Annotated in this window: 15 protein-coding genes; 9 read left to right on the top strand and 6 right to left on the bottom strand. The window is 71.3% G+C overall.

The genetic code is table 11. The features are described from left to right. Positions 1 to 16 precede the first annotated feature (16 nt). Positions 17 to 799, bottom strand: coding sequence for an HAD family phosphatase (locus IE096_RS25790; protein ID WP_229820611.1), 783 nt, complete (start codon positions 797 to 799; stop codon positions 17 to 19). Between the two features lie 254 nt (positions 800 to 1,053). On the opposite strand from IE096_RS25790, the gene IE096_RS25785 reads away from it, so the two are divergent. Together IE096_RS25785 and IE096_RS25780 are read left to right on the top strand one after the other, a co-directional pair. After that, a complete protein-coding gene (locus IE096_RS25785) occupies positions 1,054 to 2,043 on the top strand; it encodes a ScbA/BarX family gamma-butyrolactone biosynthesis protein (RefSeq protein WP_229820610.1) in 990 nt (329 codons plus the stop codon). 89 nt (positions 2,044 to 2,132) lie between these two features. Continuing rightward, entirely contained in the window at positions 2,133 to 3,197 is a 1,065-nt protein-coding gene (locus IE096_RS25780) for an alpha/beta hydrolase (RefSeq protein ID WP_189455659.1), read from the top strand. 78 nt (positions 3,198 to 3,275) lie between these two features. Here IE096_RS25780 and IE096_RS25775 read toward each other — a convergent pair whose 3' ends face one another. Beyond that, entirely contained in the window at positions 3,276 to 4,556 is a 1,281-nt protein-coding gene (locus IE096_RS25775) for an alpha/beta hydrolase (protein ID WP_189455656.1), read from the bottom strand. A gap of 323 nt (positions 4,557 to 4,879) precedes the next feature. On the opposite strand from IE096_RS25775, the gene IE096_RS25770 reads away from it, so the two are divergent. Next, entirely contained in the window at positions 4,880 to 6,232 is a 1,353-nt protein-coding gene (locus tag IE096_RS25770) for a carotenoid oxygenase family protein (RefSeq protein ID WP_189455654.1), read from the top strand. Positions 6,233 to 6,402: 170 nt separating this feature from the next. Continuing rightward, the gene (locus tag IE096_RS25765; RefSeq protein ID WP_189455652.1) at positions 6,403 to 7,566 is read left to right on the top strand and encodes a vWA domain-containing protein; all 1,164 of its coding nucleotides are present in this window, start codon (positions 6,403 to 6,405) and stop codon (positions 7,564 to 7,566) included. On the opposite strand, the gene IE096_RS25760 is transcribed toward IE096_RS25765, so the two are convergent. The 3 genes from IE096_RS25760 to IE096_RS25750 form a co-directional block, all read right to left on the bottom strand. Then, the gene (locus tag IE096_RS25760) at positions 7,508 to 8,605 is read right to left on the bottom strand and encodes a sensor histidine kinase (protein WP_189455650.1); all 1,098 of its coding nucleotides are present in this window, start codon (positions 8,603 to 8,605) and stop codon (positions 7,508 to 7,510) included. The genes IE096_RS25765 and IE096_RS25760 overlap by 59 nt on opposite strands. After that, positions 8,602 to 9,255, bottom strand: a complete 654-nt coding sequence (locus tag IE096_RS25755; protein ID WP_126914959.1) for a response regulator transcription factor — start codon at positions 9,253 to 9,255, stop codon at positions 8,602 to 8,604. The genes IE096_RS25760 and IE096_RS25755 overlap by 4 nt, the downstream gene beginning before the upstream one ends. Positions 9,256 to 9,360: 105 nt before the next feature. Beyond that, positions 9,361 to 9,816 (bottom strand): hypothetical protein, encoded by a 456-nt coding sequence (locus tag IE096_RS25750; RefSeq protein ID WP_189455648.1) that lies wholly within the window; start codon positions 9,814 to 9,816, stop codon positions 9,361 to 9,363. A 468-nt stretch (positions 9,817 to 10,284) separates the two neighbouring features. Here IE096_RS25750 and IE096_RS25745 point away from each other — a divergent pair, with 468 nt between their 5' ends. The 4 genes from IE096_RS25745 to IE096_RS25730 all read left to right on the top strand — a co-directional run bounded on the left by IE096_RS25745 (position 10,285) and on the right by IE096_RS25730 (position 15,027). Next, positions 10,285 to 10,521, top strand: a complete 237-nt coding sequence (locus tag IE096_RS25745; RefSeq protein ID WP_126914962.1) for a DUF7848 domain-containing protein — start codon at positions 10,285 to 10,287, stop codon at positions 10,519 to 10,521. A 138-nt stretch (positions 10,522 to 10,659) separates the two neighbouring features. After that, on the top strand, positions 10,660 to 12,381 hold the full coding sequence (gene metG / locus IE096_RS25740; protein ID WP_189455646.1) for a methionine--tRNA ligase: 1,722 nt from the start codon (positions 10,660 to 10,662) through the stop codon (positions 12,379 to 12,381). 311 nt (positions 12,382 to 12,692) lie between these two features. After that, positions 12,693 to 14,573 (top strand): lectin-like domain-containing protein, encoded by a 1,881-nt coding sequence (locus tag IE096_RS25735; RefSeq protein WP_189455644.1) that lies wholly within the window; start codon positions 12,693 to 12,695, stop codon positions 14,571 to 14,573. An 85-nt stretch (positions 14,574 to 14,658) separates the two neighbouring features. Next, entirely contained in the window at positions 14,659 to 15,027 is a 369-nt protein-coding gene (locus IE096_RS25730) for a DNA-binding response regulator (RefSeq protein WP_189455643.1), read from the top strand. Between the two features lie 77 nt (positions 15,028 to 15,104). Here IE096_RS25730 and aspS read toward each other — a convergent pair whose 3' ends face one another. After that, positions 15,105 to 16,874 carry an aspartate--tRNA ligase gene (aspS, locus tag IE096_RS25725; RefSeq protein WP_189455641.1) on the bottom strand — a complete coding sequence of 590 codons (1,770 nt, stop codon included), beginning with the start codon at positions 16,872 to 16,874 and terminating at the stop codon, positions 15,105 to 15,107. Between the two features lie 130 nt (positions 16,875 to 17,004). Between aspS and IE096_RS25720 the strand changes: the two genes are divergently transcribed. Beyond that, the gene (locus IE096_RS25720; RefSeq protein WP_189455639.1) at positions 17,005 to 19,137 is read left to right on the top strand and encodes an ATP-binding SpoIIE family protein phosphatase; all 2,133 of its coding nucleotides are present in this window, start codon (positions 17,005 to 17,007) and stop codon (positions 19,135 to 19,137) included. Positions 19,138 to 19,139: the final 2 nt, after the last annotated feature.

Genomic DNA, 19,139 nt, shown 5'->3' with positions numbered 1-19,139 from the left:
AAGGGAACCCCTTCATTCACGCTCCGGCAGCGGTACCGTCGGGGGCGGCACCGTCAACCGGCTCCATGATGCCGGTCCGTTCGGCGTCGCCCGGCCCGGTGGTGGCCGCCCACGACGTGCCGGCGGCGGCCTCCGCGTCGACGGTGCGCAGCAGCGGCTCGTCGATGGCGGCGAGCGAGCCGACCAGGTGCCGTACGCCCGCCGCCCGCATCAACTCGCCCTGGTGGCCGTGGGCGAAGCCGGAGGGGTGCCCGATGAACGCGACGCCGAGCTCACGCGCCGTCTCCGCGACCCGGGCCACGTCGTCGACGAACACCGCCTCGTCGAGGCCGAGCCCGAAGATATCCGTGGTGATCTCCTTGACGCCCGGCCGGAAATCGTTGGTGCAGACGTACCGGGGGCCGTCGAAGAGGTCCGCGTACGCGCCGAGGTGGCGGTCGAAGTGAGTGGCGTCGAGGCCGCCGTAGCAGACGGTGGCGAGGCCCAGGGCGCGCAACCGGCGCAGCAGCTCCACGGCGCCGTCGAGCAGCCGGACCGGCTCGTGCTCCAGATACGCGGCCCGCTCCCGGAAGTAGACCTCCAGCACCTTCTCCGGCGCCCAGTCCACCCCGGCCGCCGCGCCGAGCGCGCGGGCCGCCACCAGTTGGGGCTGGGAGAAGACGGCGTACTCCACGTCGGCGGTGTACCGGCCGCCCCGGTCGGTGACGAACCGGTGGATCACCGGGCTGAACGTGTCGTTGAGAAGGACGCCGTCGATATTGACGGCGGCCAGCCGTATCCGGCGCAGGGACTCGACCACAATCGGCCTCCATTGTCGAACGAAAGAGCAGACGGGGGGAACGTGCCCTCGAATTACAAAGCGACGCACCGCGATTGCCCCAGGTGAGAGAGGTAAATCACATCGGCGCTGAAAGGCCGTCACCCGCCTTGTATCTTGACCCCCCGAAGGGCGTTGACCGGGGGGCCGTCAGCCGCTCGAGGAGCCCTGAGAGCACGCACGTTGACACACCCGCAGTCGATCCTGGGCGCTGCATGCCGATCCGAGGGGGAACCTTGTCCCAGACCACCTCCGCGCCGGCGTCCTTCGCCCCGGCCCTGCCACGGCTGACCACCACCGTGCCGCGCGAGTACGTCCACCGCGCGGCGGTCGCCGAGGTCCTGCTCACGGGCTGGCGCAAGGTCGAGGCGAACCGGTTCCGGGTCTGGGCCCAATGGCCGCGCGGCCACAGTTTCTTCTCCCCGCTCCGGGGGGTGCAGCACGATCCCATGCTGGTCGCCGAGACCGTACGGCAGATCGGTTCGCTGCTCGCCCACGCGGAATTCGACGTACCACTTGGATTCCAGTTCCTGATGTGGCACCTGGACTACTCGCTGCGCCCCCGGCACACGGCGCTCGAGTCCACGCCCGCCGAACTGGTGCTGGACGTCGAATGCTCGGAAATCCGCAGGAAGGGCCGGAGTTTCGGCGGGATGCGGTACGACGTCGTCATTCGCCGGGACGGGGCGATCGCGGCGACCGGCAGCGCGTCGTACACCTGTACCTCTCCGGAGGTCTACCGCCGGCTGCGCGGCGACCGGATCCCCGGCACACCGCCCGCGCTGGGCGCCCCGGTGCGTCCCCGGCGCGTCGGCCGGCGCTCCCCGTTCGACGTGGTGCTCGCCGAGGAGGACGCGCCCGGCGCCGCCCGCTGGCGGCTGCGCGCCGACGGCCGCCATCCCGTCCTCTTCGACCACCCCGTCGACCACGTCCCCGGGATGGTCTTACTGGAGGCCGCCCGTCAGGCCGCCGCCGCCCTCTCGCCGGACCCGGTCATCCTCCCCACCGAACTCACCAGCAGCTTCCACCGCTACGCGGAGCTGGACAGCCCCATCTGGATAGAGGCCGCCCGGGAGACCGCCGCCGGGGGGCGGAACGGGCCGGCCACCACCGTCGTCCGGGGTCATCAGGACGACGAGCTGTTGTTCACCTGCGCGCTGACCTCCATACGCCCGCGGAACGCCCCCGCTCCGCCCGGCGATACGGCCGTCAACCCTTCCGAGTAGCCCTGCGCCGTTTTCTCCGGCGCTCCCCCAGCCGCTCCATTAAGGTCGTCCCGCCATCGGGACCGACGAGCCGAAGGGGCGTCCGCGGGATGGGCCTGAGTCTCACCAGCACCGCGTTCCTCGCTCTGCTCGTCGTCGCGTCGGTGCTCGCCGTGGTCGCCACGCTGCTGCTCTGGTCGCGGGTCCCGGGGCCCGTGCCGCTGCGCTGGCTGGGCCGGGTGCTGCTGATCGGCCTCTGCCAGGCGACCGCGATCTGCGTGGTCGCCGTCTCGATCAACTCCAGCTACGGCCTCTACGCCTCCTGGGACGACCTCCTCGGCCGCAAGAGCACCGGGCCCGTCTCCATGCCCGGCCCGCCCGCCCACCGCGCCCGCTTCGGCCAGGCCGACTACGGCATGCAGGAGACGTACTTCCGCGGCTCGCGCTCCCAGCTCTCCGGCCAGGTCCTGGTGTGGACGCCGCCGCAGTACGGACAGGCGCGCTATCGTCGCACCGCCTTTCCCGTGGTCGTGCTGCTGCACGGGGTGCCCGGCTCCCCGCAGTCCTGGATGGAGCTGGGCCGGATGCCCGGCGCGTACGAGCGGCTGCTGAGGGAGGGCGCGACCCGCCCGTTCATCCTGGCCGTGCCGATCATCAACCCCGGCGGCGTGGACACCGACTGCTCCGACGTGCCCGGCCGCAAGGTGGCGACCTGGCTGTCGGAGGACGTGCCGGAGCTGCTGCGCACCCACTTCCGCACCGGTCGTGGCCCGGAGTCCTGGGGCGTGCTGGGCATCTCGACCGGCGGCTACTGCGCGGCCAAGCTGCCGCTGCAGTACCCCCGGGCGTACACGGCGGGCGCGGCCCTGGACCCGGACCCGCTCAACGGCGACGGCGGCGCGATCCCCGACCCCGGGCTGCGCAAACGCAACAGCCCGACGTGGCTGGTGCGGCACACCGACGCCGACGTCGGGCTGTTCGTGGCGACGTCCCGGCAGGACCGGGACAGCCCGCCGCGCTATGTCGAGGAGTTCCAGCGGGAGGCGGCGGGCGGCAAGGTCCGGCTGAGGACGATGCTGCTGCCGTCCGGAGGCCACAACTACGGCACCTGGATCAACCTCTACCCGGCGGCCTTCTCCTGGCTGAGCGGGCAGTTGCGGGGCGGGCCGGGCTGAGCGCCCCCGAAGGGGCGCGGGGAAGTGTCGATCTGCGGCTCCGCCGCGTGGGCGCGACCAGCCCCGACGTACCCGCGGCTACTCGGCGGCCTCCGGCGCCTCGGAGGGGCTGGGCTCCTCGGACGGCTTCGGGGCCTCCGAAGGCTTCGGCGAAGGCTCCGGCTTCCCGGAAGGCTTCGCCTTGTCCGCCGTGTCCTGCGGGAACGTCAGCTGCTGGCTCATCCACTCCAGGACCGGACCGATCTCCCGCCGCCACGTCGTGAAGTGGTGGCTGCCCTCCGGGAGGATGATCGAGGAGGCGGTCATCGGCTGCTTGACTGCCCCCAGGAACCTCTCGGTCTCGGCGTAGTTCTTCTCGCCCTTCTTGCTGCTGGTCACCAGCACGTTCACCCGGGGCACGGGCATGTTCCCCAGCCGCCAGATCAGGTCGTGCTCCTGCTGCTTGCGCTTGGCGTCCGGGCCGGAGCCGAAGAGGTTGCCGGTGGTGAGGTCGTTGCCGACCTTGTAGTCGCCGGAGAGCGCGGCGGCCGCGGGGTAGACGCCGGGCTGCCGCATCGCGAGCTCCAGCGCGCAGGTGCCGCCCGAGGAGTAGCCGAGGACGCCCCAGGCGCTCGGGTCGTGGCCGACGCGGTAGGTGGTCTTGAGCGCGTCGGGCAGGTCCTTGGTGAAGAACGTCTCCGCCTGCGGGCCGTCGGGCACGTCCACGCACTCGGTGTCGCGCGGCGGGGCGATCGTCGGCCGGAGCATCACGATGACGGTCGGCTGCATCTTGTTCTCCTTCAGCAACCGGCCCGCCGTCTGCGGCACCTGGAGGTGCTGGGCCAAATTCATGATCCCGCCGGGATAACCGCTGATCACGACCATGACGGGAAAGCGGTGCCGCTCGTACTGCTTCTGGAAGTACTGCGGCGGGAGATAGACGAATGCCGGATTGATGGCCCGCGAGCGCTGTCCGACGATACGGACCGACTGGACCTTCCCCTCCTTGTCGGCGGGGCCGCGCGGAATTCCGCCCACCTTGTCGAGCCCCTGCGGCCCGGCCGGCTGCACGAGCCCGTCCTTCGACGCGCCGACCGTCGCGTACGGCCCGTTCCGGCCCATCTCATTCACATTGACCGGGGCCTTGTCGACCCGCCCGAGGAGCTGATTCCAGGTCCCGTAGAAGCCGCCCCAGGAATTCACGGCCAGCGCCAGCGACGCCATGATCGTCAGCTGGGTGGTCGCGATGACCCCCAGCCGTCCCAGCACCGGCCGGATCCCGCGGCCGGCCAGCCGGGGCCAGATCCAGACGGTGAGCCCCACGCACAACACGGCGGCGAATACCACCGTGTACAAGAGTGACCTGCTGGTCAGGCCCATGCGCCTCTCAACTCCCTGCCCCCGTGGTGGGTACTCATGTGCGGTCCGGTAATACTCACGGATAAAGAGGCCGGAACGGGCGGAGAGGGTTGCCCTGACCTCATTTATTGCCCTGCTCTTGCCCTGCCCTTGTCCTGGGCTTCCCCGGGCGTTCCCGAGAACGAAAGCCTCCTTCGGGCGGTTACCCGCGTCCGGTGAAGACGGATCGACGGTCGGATGGAGACTGGCCGAACGCCTCCTTCCGCTGTTTGGTGGAATCACGGCCGAGCGACGGGGGCACCGCCCGGGGGCGGCGGGGACCGGGCCGGTGGAGGTGGGACGGCATGAACCGGAATCCGGACGCCGCGGTGGGCAACCCGTACCTCGGAGGGCTCTACGCCCCCGTGACGGACGAGACGACCGCCTACGACCTGCCCGTGACCGGCCGGCTGCCCGAGTCGCTGCGCGGCCGCTATCTGCGCAACGGCCCCAACCCCGTGCACGTCGACGACCCGGCCGGCTACCACTGGTTCGGCGGCGACGGCATGATCCACGGCGTCCGGCTGCGCGACGGCCGCGCCGAGTGGTACCGCAACCGCTGGGTGCGCTCCGACGCCGTCGCCGGGCGGCTCGGCGAGAAGCTGCTGCACGGGCCCCGCCACCGGGGCCTGGACTTCGCGCCCAACACCCACGTCCAGTCCTTCGCCGGGCACTGCCTGGCCCTGGTCGAGGGCGGGGCGCTCCCCTACGAGCTGGACCCCGAGCTCCATACGATCGGCCCGTTCGACTTCCACGGCACCCTGCCCGGCGGCTTCTCCGCGCACCCGGTGACCGACCCGCGCGACGGCGAGCTCCACGCGGTGGCGTACTGCCCGGCCTGGCCGTACGTGCAGTACGTCGTCGCCGGGCGGAACGGCTGTGTGCGCTGGCACGTCGAGATCCCCGTCGAGGGCTCCCCGATGATGCACGCCTTCTCGCTCACCGAGCGGTACGTGCTGCTGTACGACCTCCCGGTGGTCTTCGCGCCGGACCCGCGCGACGGCGGCGCCCATCCGCGCTGGGTCCCGGACCGGCCGGCCCGGCTCGGGCTCCTGCCGCGCGACGGCGGGGCGGCGGAGACGCGCTGGCTGGAGACCGAGCCGTGCTTCGTCTTCCACCCCATGAACGCGTACCAGCGCGACGACGGCCGGATCACCGTCCATCTCGCCGTCTACGACCGGTACTTCGACCGCCGTCGGCCGCTGCCCGGCGACCACCTCGCCCACCTGGAGCGCTGGACCGTCGACCCCGTCGCGGGCACCGTGCGCCGACTCCCGCTGGACGACCGGCCGGTGGAGTACCCCCGTGTCGACCCCCGGCGGCTCACCGTCCGCCACCGCTTCGGCTACGTCATGCGCGAACGGGTGGCGGGACGGGACACCGCGCTCATCAAATACGACCTGGAGCGCGGCACGAGCGAGGAGTTCGAGGTGCCGGCGGGCGGCGACGTGGGCGAGGGCGTGTTCGTCCCGGCCGCTCCCGGGGCGGCGGAGGACGAGGGATGGGTGCTGGCGTACGCGTACGACCCGGAACGCGGGGCAGGCGAGCTGGTGGTCCTGGCGGCCCAGGACTTCGCGGCCGGCCCCGTGGCCCGGGTGCACCTCCCGGGCCGCGTGCCGCTGGGCTTCCACGGGAGCTGGATCCCGGACTGCCCATGACACGTACCACGGCGTGTCGGGTGTGAACGTACTGGACCGGACTTGACAGCTAGCCTTACGTAGTCGTCAAGCATGCGGACTTTTACGAGCAGTACGGACATATATCTCCCCTCTCCGACACCACTCGCACCCGAGACACACGACCTGAGACACACGAAGGGCATCTCCCCATGGGCATTCGGAGTCTGCTGCGGAACGCGTTCGGCCGCGCCAAGGCCGCCGGACGCGACGAACCGAGCCTCCCCCAGCAGAACGCGGGCCCCGACCACACCACGAACCCGGTGTCCGTCCCGGCCCAGCCGACCGCCGAGACCGCCGACCGCGCCGGCTCGACCGTCCCCGACCCCGGCCCGCTCGGACCCATCCCCACCCCCGGGCCCGCCCGGCCGGAGCCGATCCCCGAGCCCGAGCCGTCGCCGACGCCGATGCCGAAGCCCAAGCCCGTCCCCGAGCCGGACCCGACGCCCCGGCCGGACCCCCAGCCCGTGCCCGAGCCGCCCCCCGGCCCGGACCCGGAGCCCGCGCCCGCGATGACGGCGGAGACGGCCGTGCCGGCGGCGGAGACGGCCGTGCTGACGGCGGAGGCGCCCGCCGTGCCCGCCGTATCCGCGGAGACGGCGGCCGTGAGCCTCACGAAGGTCCAGGAGACCGCGCCCGGCCTCGTCAGCCTCTACAAGTCGGCGGGCGTCTCGCTGCGGAAGCAGGGCCTGGCCGGCCAACGGGCGGCGGTCTACCTCGTCCTGGACCGCTCCGGCTCCATGCGCCGCTACTACAAGGACGGCACCGTCCAGCACCTCGCCGAGCAGGCGCTGGGCCTGGCGGCCCACCTCGACGACGACGGCGTCGTCCCCGTCGTCTTCTTCTCCACGGACGTCGACGGCACGGCCGAGCTCGACCTCGGAAACTACCGGGGCCGCATCCAGGAACTCCACGAGTCCTACGGCCACATGGGCCGCACCAACTACCACTGGGCCATCGAGGCCGTCATCAGCCACTACAAGGCGTCCGGCGCCACCGACCCCGCGTTCGTCATCTTCCAGACCGACGGCGCGCCCTACAGCAAGCCCGCCGCCGAGCGGGCGCTGTGCGAGGCGGCCGAGCTGCCGATCTTCTGGCAGTTCGTGGGCTTCGGCGACCCCGAGGGCAAGGGCTTCGACTTCCTGCGCCGCCTCGACGACCTGCCCGTGCCGGAGCGCCGGGTGGTCGACAACGCCGGCTTCTTCCACGCCGGCCTCGAACCGCGGCTGCTGAAGGACGACGAGCTCTACACGGAGCTCATGGTCGAGTTCCCCGAATGGCTGGCGGAAGCACGCGCCGCCGGATTCGTGCGCTAGCGCTTCGCTCCGCGCCGGGCCGCCCGGCCGGCAGGTCGACGACCACCCGGAGGCCGCCCCCCGCGTTGGGGGCGGCCTTCGCCGTACCGCCGTGCGCCCGGGCCACCGACCGCACGATGGACAGCCCGAGCCCGGACCCGCCGCCCAGCCGCTCCCGGCCCCGGCCCCGGCGGAACGGCTCGAAGAGCTCCGGTACCTCCTTGGCGGGCACGGGCGGCCCGGTGTTGACGACGGTCAGCCGGCCCGGGGCGACGGTGACGTCCACGCTGCCGCCGGGGTGGTTGTAACCGACGGCGTTGCGCAGCAGATTGCCGGCGAGCCGGCCGAGCAGCACGCGGTTGCCGGAGACGGGCACGGGCCCGTCGGCGTGGAGGGCGAGCCGGACGCCCGCCCGCGCCGACTCCCCGGCGAGGGCGACGGCTTCCTCGCGGACGACCTCGGCGAGGTCGAGCGGCTCGCGGCTCTCCAGGCCGCGCTCGCTGCGGGCGAGGAGGAGCAGCCCGTCGATGAGGCGCTCGGACTGGCGGTTGGCCTCCAGGAGCGTCGCCCTGGTGCGGGCGAGGTCCTCCGGGGACGGATCGCCGTCCAGCCCGACCTGGACGGCGGCCCGCTGGGTGGCCAGGGGGGTGCGCAGTTCGTGCGAGGCGTTGGCGATGAACCGCCGCTGGCCGTCGAGCGCCCCCTGGACGGGCCGCAGGAACAGCCCGGCCGTCCACCAGCCGACGCCGAGGGCGAGCAGCGCGGTCAGCAGGAGGGCGAAGACCGACCAGAGGACGAGTTCGTGGGAGGCGGCCTCGCTGACGTCGCCCGACAGCCGGTAGATCGTGGCGGTGCCCACCGTCTCCCTCGGCTGGCCGTGGACCGGCCAGGGCCCGCTCTCGGCGGGCACCGCCAGCCGGGCGATGCGGCCGGCCCGCTCCCGGGTACCGGCCCGGGAGAGGACGTTCACGGTGACCAGCAGGCCGGTGCCGAGCACGGCGAACACCGCCCCGAACGCGACGGCGATGCGGGCGCGGGCCGTGAGGACGGGCCGCCTCACAGCGCGTACCCGACGCCCTGCACGGTGCGGATGAGCGGCGGGTCCCCGAGTTTGCCGCGCAGCTTGCTCATGGCGACGCGGACGGCTCCGGTGAAGGGGTCGGCGTGGGCGTCCCAGGCCCGCTCCAGGAGTTCCTCGGCGCTGACGACGGCCCCGTCGGCCTCCAGCAGGATCTGGAGGAGCGCGAACTCCTTGGGCGACAGTTCGAGCTCCCGTCCCTCCCGGCTGGCGGTGCGCCGCACGGTGTCCATGCTCAGCCCGGCCTTGCGCAGCAGCGGGGGCGCGGGACGGGCGCTGCGGCGACGCAGCGCCCGTACGCGGGAGACCAGCTCGGGAAACTCGAACGGCTTGGGGAGATAGTCGTCGGCTCCCAGGTCCAGCCCGGCGACCCGGTCCTCCATGGAGCCGGCGGCGGTGAGCATCAGGATGCGGGTGCGGGAGCCGGCGGCGACGAGGTGCCGGGTGACGTCGTCGCCGTGCACCCGGGGCAGGTCCCGGTCGAGGACGACGACGTCGTAGTCGTACAGCCCGAGGTAGGCCAGCGCGGCGTCGCCGCTGTAGACGGTGTCCACGGCGAACCCGGCTCTCCGCAGCCCGGTGGCCACGAGTTCGGCCAGTACCTCTTCATCCTCGGCGACGAGCACTCGCATGACGGTGGCTCCTCGTTCCTCTCGTCCGGTACGCCCCCTTCCTTCCAGGATGCGGGTCTACCGGACGGGGTGTTTCGGAAACCTCTCCGTCGCCGGGTCGGGCGGTCAGTTGCCGAACGGCGGGAGGCCGTAGCCCGGCTTCATCGTCTTCTCGGAGACGGGGGCCTGGAGTTCGCCCTTCTTGCCGTAGAGGCCGGCCGTGGCCTTCGCCGGGGTGTCCGTGGCGATGGTGCGGGCCGCCCACTCGACGAAGCTCGTGTGCTTGGCGCCGTCGCACTCCAGCGCGCTCTTGGCCTTGGTGGCCTTCAGCGTGGTGGCCCCGGAGACGAGCTCGACCGCCACGCGGTCCGTGGCGTCCGTGCAGACGTAGTCGAAGGAGACGTCGACGGAGGCGACTATGCCCTTGCCGAGGAAGATCTTGCCGACGGTGACGGACGGGCCGGAGGTCGCCTCGGCCGCCTTCGTCGGGGCTGTCGCGGCGCAGGCCGACGGGGCGGCGGTGCCGAAGGCGACGGCGGCCAGGACCGGGACGACGGCGGCCCGGAGGATGGTGCGCTTCACTTCTGTACTCCTCAACACACGGGTATGTGGAGGGAGGCGCGCGAAACCCCCGCGTCGTCACGCCCCCCGATACGACCGTTTCAGTGTACCTGTCAGGAGTCGTTCGACCACTCATCGTCACCGTCCGTACGAGCCCGGGGATCCGCCCCCGCGACACCGGCGGTCGACACCCCCGCCCTCTTGAACCGCGCGTCACTCTCCGCAACCATTCAATAACCGATCAGGGGACGTGCGAGTGGGCATGGATAAGGGCGTGAACGATGAAATTCCCTGTGGCACCTACGCCGTCGACATCCGGACCGGACGGCTCGGCGAAGTGATGGACCACCACGCCGGTCACGTACAGCTACGTCCGCCGCGCGGGGGTCTGGAGTGGAACTGTCCACCCGAACACGCGCGGCCGGCGACGGAGAGCGAGGCCGGTCTGCCCGGGGGCGGCGGCGAGGGACGCGGAGAGGAGGGGCGGTCGTGACGGCGCGGACGGTGTTCCTCTTCGGCACCTGGACGCTCGCGCCGGACCAGGAGCCGGACGCCGAGCCGATCTCGTACGCGATGCAGTGCGCGGTGTGCGGGTCGAGCTCGGACACGAGCGAGGACGCGGCGGTGGGACAGCGGTGGACGTTCCAGCACGTGGGACGGCACCCCTCGCACCACACCTTCCGGGAGACGATCACCAGACCGTGGCGCACGTGGATGCAGTCGTGAGGCAGTCGTGAGCAGGAGGAACGGGGCCTTCCGACATTGACACAGCCGTCATAAAAGCAGCGCGGCCCCCCTCCGGCGCTCGGATACGCTAAAGGTGCATCCAAGCCTCAGCCACACAGCGACCAGGGAGCAGCCGCAATGGCTCGACACCTCATCACCAGCGCCCTTCCGTACATCAACGGGATCAAGCACCTGGGCAACATGGTGGGGTCCATGCTCCCGGCCGACGTGTACGCGCGTTTCCTGCGTCAGACCGGCCGCGAGGCCCTCTACATCTGCGCCACCGACGAGCACGGCACGCCCGCCGAGCTGGCGGCCAAGGAGGCGGGGCTGCCCGTCGACACCTTCTGCGCCCAGCAGCACGACGCGCAGAAGGCGATCTACGACGGCTTCGGGCTGTCCTTCGACTACTTCGGCCGCAGCTCCTCGCCGGAGAACCGGGAGATCACCCAGCACTTCGCGCGTCAGCTGCAGAAGAACGGGTTCATCGAGGAGCGGGCGATCCGCCAGGTCTACTCCCTGGCCGACGGCCGCTTCCTCCCCGACCGCTACATCGTCGGCACCTGCCCGCACTGCGGCTACGACAAGGCGCGCGGCGACCAGTGCGAGAACTGCACCCGCGTCCTCGACCCCACGGACCTGATCGACGCCCGCTCGGCCATCAGCGGCAGCAGCGACCTGGAGGTGCGCGAGACCAAGCACCTCTTCCTCCTGCAGTCGAAGCTCCAGGGCGAGGTCGAGGCCTGGATCGACGAGCACGGCAAGGACTGGCCGGTGCTGGCGTCCTCCATCGCCCGCAAGTGGCTGACCGAGGGCCTCAACGACCGCGCCATCACCCGTGACCTGGACTGGGGCGTGCCCGTCCCGGCGGACACCTGGCCGGAGCTGGCCGCCGAGGGCAAGGTCTTCTACGTCTGGTTCGACGCGCCCGTCGAGTACATCGGCGCCACCAAGGAGTGGGCCGATCAGGACCCGGCGAACCGCGACTGGAAGTCCTGGTGGTACGAGGCCGAGGACGTCCGCTACACGCAGTTCATGGCCAAGGACAACGTCCCGTTCCACACGGTGATGTTCCCGGCCACCGAGCTCGGCACCCGCGAGCCCTGGAAGACGGTCGACTACGTCAAGGCCTTCAACTGGCTGACGTACTACGGCGGCAAGTTCTCCACCTCCCAGAAGCGCGGCATCTTCACCGACGCCGCCCTCGAGGTGCTCCCGGCCGACTACTGGCGCTACTTCCTCATCGCGAACGCCCCGGAGTCCGACGACTCGTCCTTCACCTGGGAGCACTTCGCCGCGACGGTCAACAAGGACCTCGCCGACACCCTGGGCAACTTCGTCAACCGCGTCCTGTCCTTCTCCCGCAAGCGGTTCGGCGACGAGGTCCCGGCCGGTCTGGAGGAGGGCGAGGCCGAGGCGCAGCTGGGCCACCAGATCGCCGAGCTGCTCGCCGAGTACGAGCGGCACATGGAGGAGCTCCAGTTCCGCAAGGCCGCGCAGGCGCTGCGCGCCCTGTGGAGCGCGGGCAACTCCTACCTGGAGACCAAGGCCCCCTGGCTGGAGATCAAGACCAACCCCGAGGGCGCCGCGCTGACGCTGCGTACGGCGATGAACCTCATCCACCTGTACGCGATCGTCTCCGAGCCCTTCATCCCGGCCTCGGCGGCCGCGATGCGCTCGGCCTTCCAGCTGGAAGCCGACAACGCCACCTGGGTGACGCAGGACGAGGCCCGCTCGCTGACCTTCGTTCCGGCGGGCACGCCGTTCACCGTCCCGCCGGTGCTCTTCGCGAAGATCACCGAGGACGACCTGGCGGCGTACCGCGAGCGCTTCGGCGGTGGCGAGGAGACCGCCGTCTGAGCCTGACGGGCATCCGGCCGTGAGGGCCCGGGACCGCTACGGCGGTTCCGGGCCTTCGTGCGTCGGGGCGGGTGGCGCATTTAGCGCCATGCCGTCGCCGCCGGTCCGTCAGAAGAAACGGTTACGGAGCCGGTTCCGGCCAAGGTCATGGCGCCCCGCGGCGGCCCGGAACCGGCTGAGCGGCCGGTGACCGCCGTGTGTCCGGATCGCGTCGGCTGGCTCGTCGGCGCCCCTGTGACCGGCGCGTGCTCCGGCGTACGGTCCGTCTGTTCTTCGCGTACGCGACGGGTTCGCACACCGGAGGTCCTCTGATGTCGCTCTTCCCCTACAGGCAGTCCTTCGCCGGCTCGACCGTCCCGCCGGACTGGAAGCTGTACGGCTCGGCGAGGATGACCGGCCAGGGCTGGCTCAGCCTCACCCAGGCACGGACCTACCAGGCGGGCACCGCGCTGCTGGCCACCGCCTTCCCCAGCAGCGACGGCATCTCGGTGGAGTTCGACCTCGCGGCCCACGGCGGGTCCTCGCCCGTCGCCGACGGCATGTCGTTCTTCCTGATCGACGGCGCGTACGAGACCGGGGCCGGCGGCCCGGGCGGGGCGCTGGGCTACGCCTGCTACCAGAAGGGCCAAGCGGAACAGAGGCCCGGCGTCACCAAGGGGTACGTCGGCGTCGGCATGGACCAGTACGGCTCGTTCTCCGATCCGACCCAGGCCGGCAACGGCGGGCCGGGGCCGAAGCCGAACAACGTCGTGCTGCGCGGCTCGGGGGACCAGTACGACGGCTACCGCTATCTCACCGGCGCCGCGCTGCCGACGCTCAGCCTGAGCCGCGAGAACCCCACGCGCGTCCTGCTGACGGTCATCGACCGGGTGGTGACGGTCTCCGTCCGCAAGGACAACTCCTGGCAGCGGCTGATCGACTACGACCTGAGGAACGCGACCGGGCAGGCGGCGCTGCCCGCCACCCTCAAGCTGGGCCTCTCGGCGGCCACCGGCATGCTCACCAACAACTACGAGGTGCGGGATCTGGCGGTCACGCTCCCGGCCGAGATGCCGCTGGCGATGACGGGGCCGCAGACCCTGACGGCCGGTTCGCCGATCGGCTACCGGATCACCGTGTCGAACAAGGGGCCCAACGCCGTGCCCGACGCCCAGGTGACCGGCAAGATCCCCACCGAAGTGTCCGGCTCGGCCTTCGGGACGATCGAGCTCACCGGCGGCGCGACCGCCGGCACCGGCACGATCACCAACGGCACGTTCACCCAGCCGCTCGTCCTCCCCAAGGGCGGGGGTGCCATCATCCCGCTGAACGGCACGGTCAACACCGGTGTCGTCGGCGACATCACCTGTGACGCCACCATCTCGTCGGAGACGCGGTCGAACATCGCGACGAAGTTCTCCGATTCCGTCACCACCAAGGTGACCGCGCCGCTGACGGCGGATGTGCCGCTCGGCATGCAGGGCCCGGCCAACGCGGACTCCGGGAAGCCCGTCTCCTACTGGATGACCATCCAGAACAACGGACCGGGCGCCGTCGACGAGGCGGAGCTCACCGGCACGTTCGCCTCGCAGCTCACGGGGGCGGTGTTCGGCGCTCCCCAGCTCTCCGGCGGGGCCGAGGCCGGGCAGGGCACGGTGAGCGGCGGCACGTTCACCCAGCCCCTCAAGCTCCCCAAGAACGGGAAGGCGGTCATCCGGCTGAACGGCATCATCCAGCAGAACTGGACCGGTGACCTCACCGTCACCTCGAAGATCGACACCAAGAAGGTCACCAACTCCTCGCCCCACACGTCCGGCTCCGTCACCACCAAGGTCACGCCTCCGGAGACCGACGTCACCATCAAGGAGAAGACGGGCTTCGCGCAGACCTGGCCGCCCGAGGCCTCGGGCTACGTCTGGTCGTTCCTCTTCGAGCTGGCGGCCAGCGCGAACCGCATCCAGCAGTGGCGGCTGACCTTCGACCTGGCCGTTCCGGGCAGGTTCAATCCGCAGTACTCGAGCTGGTACACGGTGGTGAAGGACGGCAGCGCCGACGGGCAGGTCGTCATCGAGTCGCCCAAGACCGGGCACAGCATCGAGCCCGGTACTCCGCTCGACGTACGGGCGCAGATCCTCTACCCGTCCCAGGGCGAGTCCGCCGACGGCACCCTCTACAACGTCCGGGCGTACGCCCTGCAGGAGGGGAACAGCTAGCGGACGGCCCCGGGCCCTCGCGCGTCGCGCGGACGTTGATCGTTCGGCAATCGTTCGTTCAGCCCGTCGCGGGAGGCTTCACCATGTGTTCGAGAAGTCCATCACCGTAAACGTTCATTCCGCCGACGAGGTCGGCCGGCACCGGATCGTCCGGCAGCTCCGGTCGCTGCCCGGTGTCGACGTCGTCAGCGAGACGCCGGCGGTCGACATCCTGCTGATGGGGCGGCACGACGCCGACGCCCCGGGGAGACTGCGCAGACTGGCCCGGGCCGGCCGCGCCCCCCTGGTGGTCATCGCCGACGAGCTCGGCGAGACGGAGCTGATGGCCGTGTCGGAGTACGGCGTGCGGTCCGTCCTGTGGGGCGAGCGGCTCACTCCGGGGCGGCTGTCGCGGGCGGTCCACCAGGCGGCGGGCTGCTGCCCGAGAGAGCCGATGTCCGCCGCTCTGGTCTGACCCCGTCATGACGAAAACGCCGCCGGGCGGGCTCGATGTCGAGCCCGTCCGGCGGCGTTCGCCTGCGCGGAAGGGGGTTACTTCACCTGGGTCTGCGGCTTGCGGATCGACAGGTGGAGCTCCTTCAGGCGGGACTCGTCGACCTCGCTCGGGGCGCCCATCAGGAGGTCCTGGGCGTTGCCGTTGAGCGGGAAGGCGATGGTCTCGCGGATGTTCGGCTCGTCGGCCAGCAGCATCACGATGCGGTCGATGCCCGGGGCGATGCCACCGTGCGGCGGGGCGCCGAACTTGAAGGCGCGCAGCATGCCGCCGAACTCCTTCTCGACCTCGTCCTTGCTGTAACCGGCGATCTCGAAGGCCTTGTACATGACCTCGGGCTCGTGGTTACGGATGGCGCCGGAGGACAGCTCGGTGCCGTTGCAGACGATGTCGTACTGCCAGGCGAGGATGTCCAGCGGGTCCATCGTCTCCAGGGCCTCGAGGCCGCCCTGGGGCATGGAGAACGGGTTGTGGGAGAACTCGATCTTGCCGGTCTCCTCGTCCTTCTCGAACATCGGGAAGTCGACGATCCAGCAGAACCGGAAGACGTTCTCCTCGAACTGGCCGGCACGCTTGGCGGCCTCGACGCGCACGGCGCCCATGATCTTGGAGACCTCGTCGAACTCGCCGGCGCCGAAGAAGACGGCGTGGCCCGGGGTGAGGCCGAGGCGCTCGACGAGGGCCTTGACGTTCTCGGCGGTGAGGAACTTGGCGATCGGGCCGGTGAGGACGTCGCCCTCGCCGACGCGGACCCAGGCCAGGCCCTTCGCGCCCTGCTCGACCGCGTAGTCGCCGAGGCCGTCGAAGAACTTGCGCGGCTGGTCGCCGGTGTCCGGCACGGCCAGGGCGCGGACGTGCTTGCCCGCGAACGCCTTGAACTCCGAGCCCTCGAAGACGTCGGTGACGTCGACGAGCTCCAGCTTGGCGCGCAGGTCCGGCTTGTCGGAGCCGTACTTCAGCATCGCCGTGCGGAACGGGATGCGCGGGAAGGGGGAGGTGACGTGGCGGCCGTTGCCGAACTCCTCGAAGAGGTCGGTCATGACCTTCTCGATCACCTGGAAGACGTCCTCCTGCTCGACGAAGGACATCTCCATGTCGAGCTGGTAGAACTCGCCCGGCGAGCGGTCGGCACGGGCGTCCTCGTCGCGGAAGCAGGGCGCGATCTGGAAGTAGCGGTCGAAGCCCGCGATCATCAGCAGCTGCTTGAACTGCTGGGGGGCCTGCGGCAGCGCGTAGAACTTGCCGGCGTGGAGGCGGGACGGCACCAGGAAGTCGCGCGCGCCCTCGGGGGAGGTGGCGGACAGGATCGGGGTGGCCATCTCGTTGAAGCCGAGGTTGGTCATCTTCTCGCGGATGGAGGAGATGACGGCGGAGCGCAGCATGATGTTGCTGTGCATCCGCTCGCGGCGCAGGTCGAGGAAGCGGTACTCCAGACGGCGCTCCTCGTTCACCCCGTCCTCGGTGTTGATCGTGAAGGGGATCTGCTCCGCGGCGCCCAGCACCTCGACCGCGGTGACCTCGATCTCGACCTCGCCGGTCGGCAGCTCGGGGTTGACGTTGTCCGCGCCACGGCTGGCGACCTTGCCGTCCACGCGGACGACGGTCTCCTTGGTGAGGTGGCTCAGGGCCTCGTTCGCCGGCGTGCCGGGGCGGGCCACCAGCTGGGTGATGCCGTGGTGGTCGCGCAGATCGATGAAGAGGATGCCGCCCAGGTCACGCCGATTGTGCAGCCAGCCACTCAGACGGACGTCGGTGTCGACGTCAGCCGCACGGAGCTCGCCGCAGTTGTGGGACCGGTACCGATGCATCGTTCATCCAAGTCGTGGTCGAGGGCGTTGGTCTAAGGTGCGCCGCACAGTGCATACAGCACCAAGCAAGGGTACTGCTCCCGTCCGGCGTCGGTGGTCTCCCCTGTGCATACCTGCATAAGGTGGGGCAATGCGCACCGAGGACGTTCTGGCCACCGTGGCGACCGGTCTGTGGTGCTGGGACAACGCCGCCGGAGCCGTCACCCTCGACGCCGAGGCCAGGCGGCTGCTGGCGCTGCCCGAGCACGCCCCGCTGACCGAGGGCGTCATCCGCGCCCGGTTCCACGCGGTCGACTGGCTGGAGTTCCGGAGCCTCCTCGCCCTCTCCGGCGCCGAGGGGACCCTCGGCGAGCTGCGGATGCGCGTGGTGGACGAGCGGGGCGAGACGCTGCGGACCGTACGGCTGCGTGCCAAGCCGGTCGACGGCGGCACGGACCGGCTGATGGTCGGCACGATCGAGGAGATCGCCGAGGCCATGGAGGGCACCTCCACCGCCCGGATGCCCATCGTCGCCGACTGGCACCGCAACCGCGAGGCGTTCCTGCTGGACGCGGGCCGGGCCCTGGCCGAGGCCCACTCGACGTCCGAGGTGCTGCGGGTGGCGGCCGGGCTGTCGATGCCGGGGTTCGAGCCCTCGGGGCTGGCGGTCTTCGTCGGCGAGGGAAGCCGGGTGCGGGTGATCGGCCACCACGGCTACGCGCCGGGCGAGGCGGAACCGTTCCTCGAACAGCCGCTGGACGCGGCCTACCCCGCAGCCGAGGTCATCCGCACCGGCCGCGCCGTCTACCTGCCCGCGCCCGAGGACTACCGGCGGCGCTTCCCCGACGCCTACCGCAAGGTGGCCCACTTCGGCCGCACGTCCTGGGCCTTCCTCCCGCTGATCAACGCGGGCCGCACCATCGGCGCCTGGATGGCGGGCTTCAGCGTGCCCGTCGCCTTCACCCCCGACGAGCGCTCGGTGCTCACCACCGTCGCCCGGATGCTCGCCCAGGCGCTGGGCCGGGCCAGCGTCACGGAGTCCGAGCGCGAGCTCAGCGTGGGCCTCCAGCGCTCGATGCTGCCCACCGTCCAGCCCGGCATCCCCGGCATGGCGGTGGCCGCCCGCTATGTGCCCACCGGTGGCGGGCTGGAGGTCGGCGGCGACTGGTACGACATGATCCCGCTGCCCAACGGCAAGATCGCCCTGGTCATCGGCGACGTCCAGGGCCACGACGTACGGGCCGCCGGGCTCATGGGCCAGCTGCGGATCGCGCTGCGCGCGTACGCCTCCGAGGGCCACCACCCCGACGCGGTGCTCTCCCGCGCCTCCCGCTTCCTGGCCGGCATCAACGACTCCGGCGACGCGGGCGACGAGCAGCGCTTCGCCACCTGCCTCTACATCGAGGTCTGCCCCTCCAGCGGACTGCTGGTGATCGCCCGTGCCGGCCACCCCGACCCGGCGATCCGGCTCAGCGACGGCACCCTGCTGGTACGGCCCACGGCGGGCGGGCTGCCGCTGGGGATCATCCCCGACACGGACTACCCCACCACCCGGATCGTCCTGGAGCCCGGCGAGACGATGCTCGTCTTCACGGACGGGCTCGTCGAGACCGGCGGCCACGACCTGGAGTCGGGCATGGCCCGGCTGCGGCAGACCGTCGAGGGCCACGCCCTGGACGCGGACGGCGATCTGGAGAAGCTCGCCGACGCCCTCGTCCAGGCCGTCCACGGGCCGCCCTCGCACTACACGACCGGACCGCTCATCGACCGCCGCGAGGACGACATCGCCCTGCTGCTGCTCCGCCGCGCGGCCCCGGCGGGCGCGCCGGAGGGCGCGGAGCCGGGGGCGCTGCCGCATCCGCCGCGCCGCACGGTCATGGCCATCGCCCAGGCCGAGCCGGAGCGGATCGCGCAGGCCCGGCAGCAGATCCGCGAGCTCATGCACGACTGGCCGGACCCGGACCAGACGGACTCGGCGGTGCTGATGGTCTCCGAGATGGTGACGAACGTCCTCGTCCACACGGACGGCGACGCGCTGCTCATCGCCGAGATATCGGGCGAGCGCGGCACCCGCTGCGTCCGCGTCGACGTCGCGGACGCGAGCGACGAGCTGCCCCACCGCCGGCACCCCGGGGAGATGGCCTCCTCGGGCCGCGGCCTGGTGCTGATGGAGCTGCTGGCGGGGGCCTGGGGCGTCGACCCCCGGGGCGAGGGCAAGAACATCTGGTTCGAGCTGTACGAGTCCGCCTCCGGGGTGGAGGCGCAGTTCGAGGGCGTGACGTAGCC

It is taken from the genome of Streptomyces abikoensis, assembly GCF_014648775.1.
Classification (GTDB): domain Bacteria; phylum Actinomycetota; class Actinomycetes; order Streptomycetales; family Streptomycetaceae; genus Streptomyces; species Streptomyces abikoensis.
This window is presented reverse-complemented; position numbering and strand designations above follow the sequence as displayed.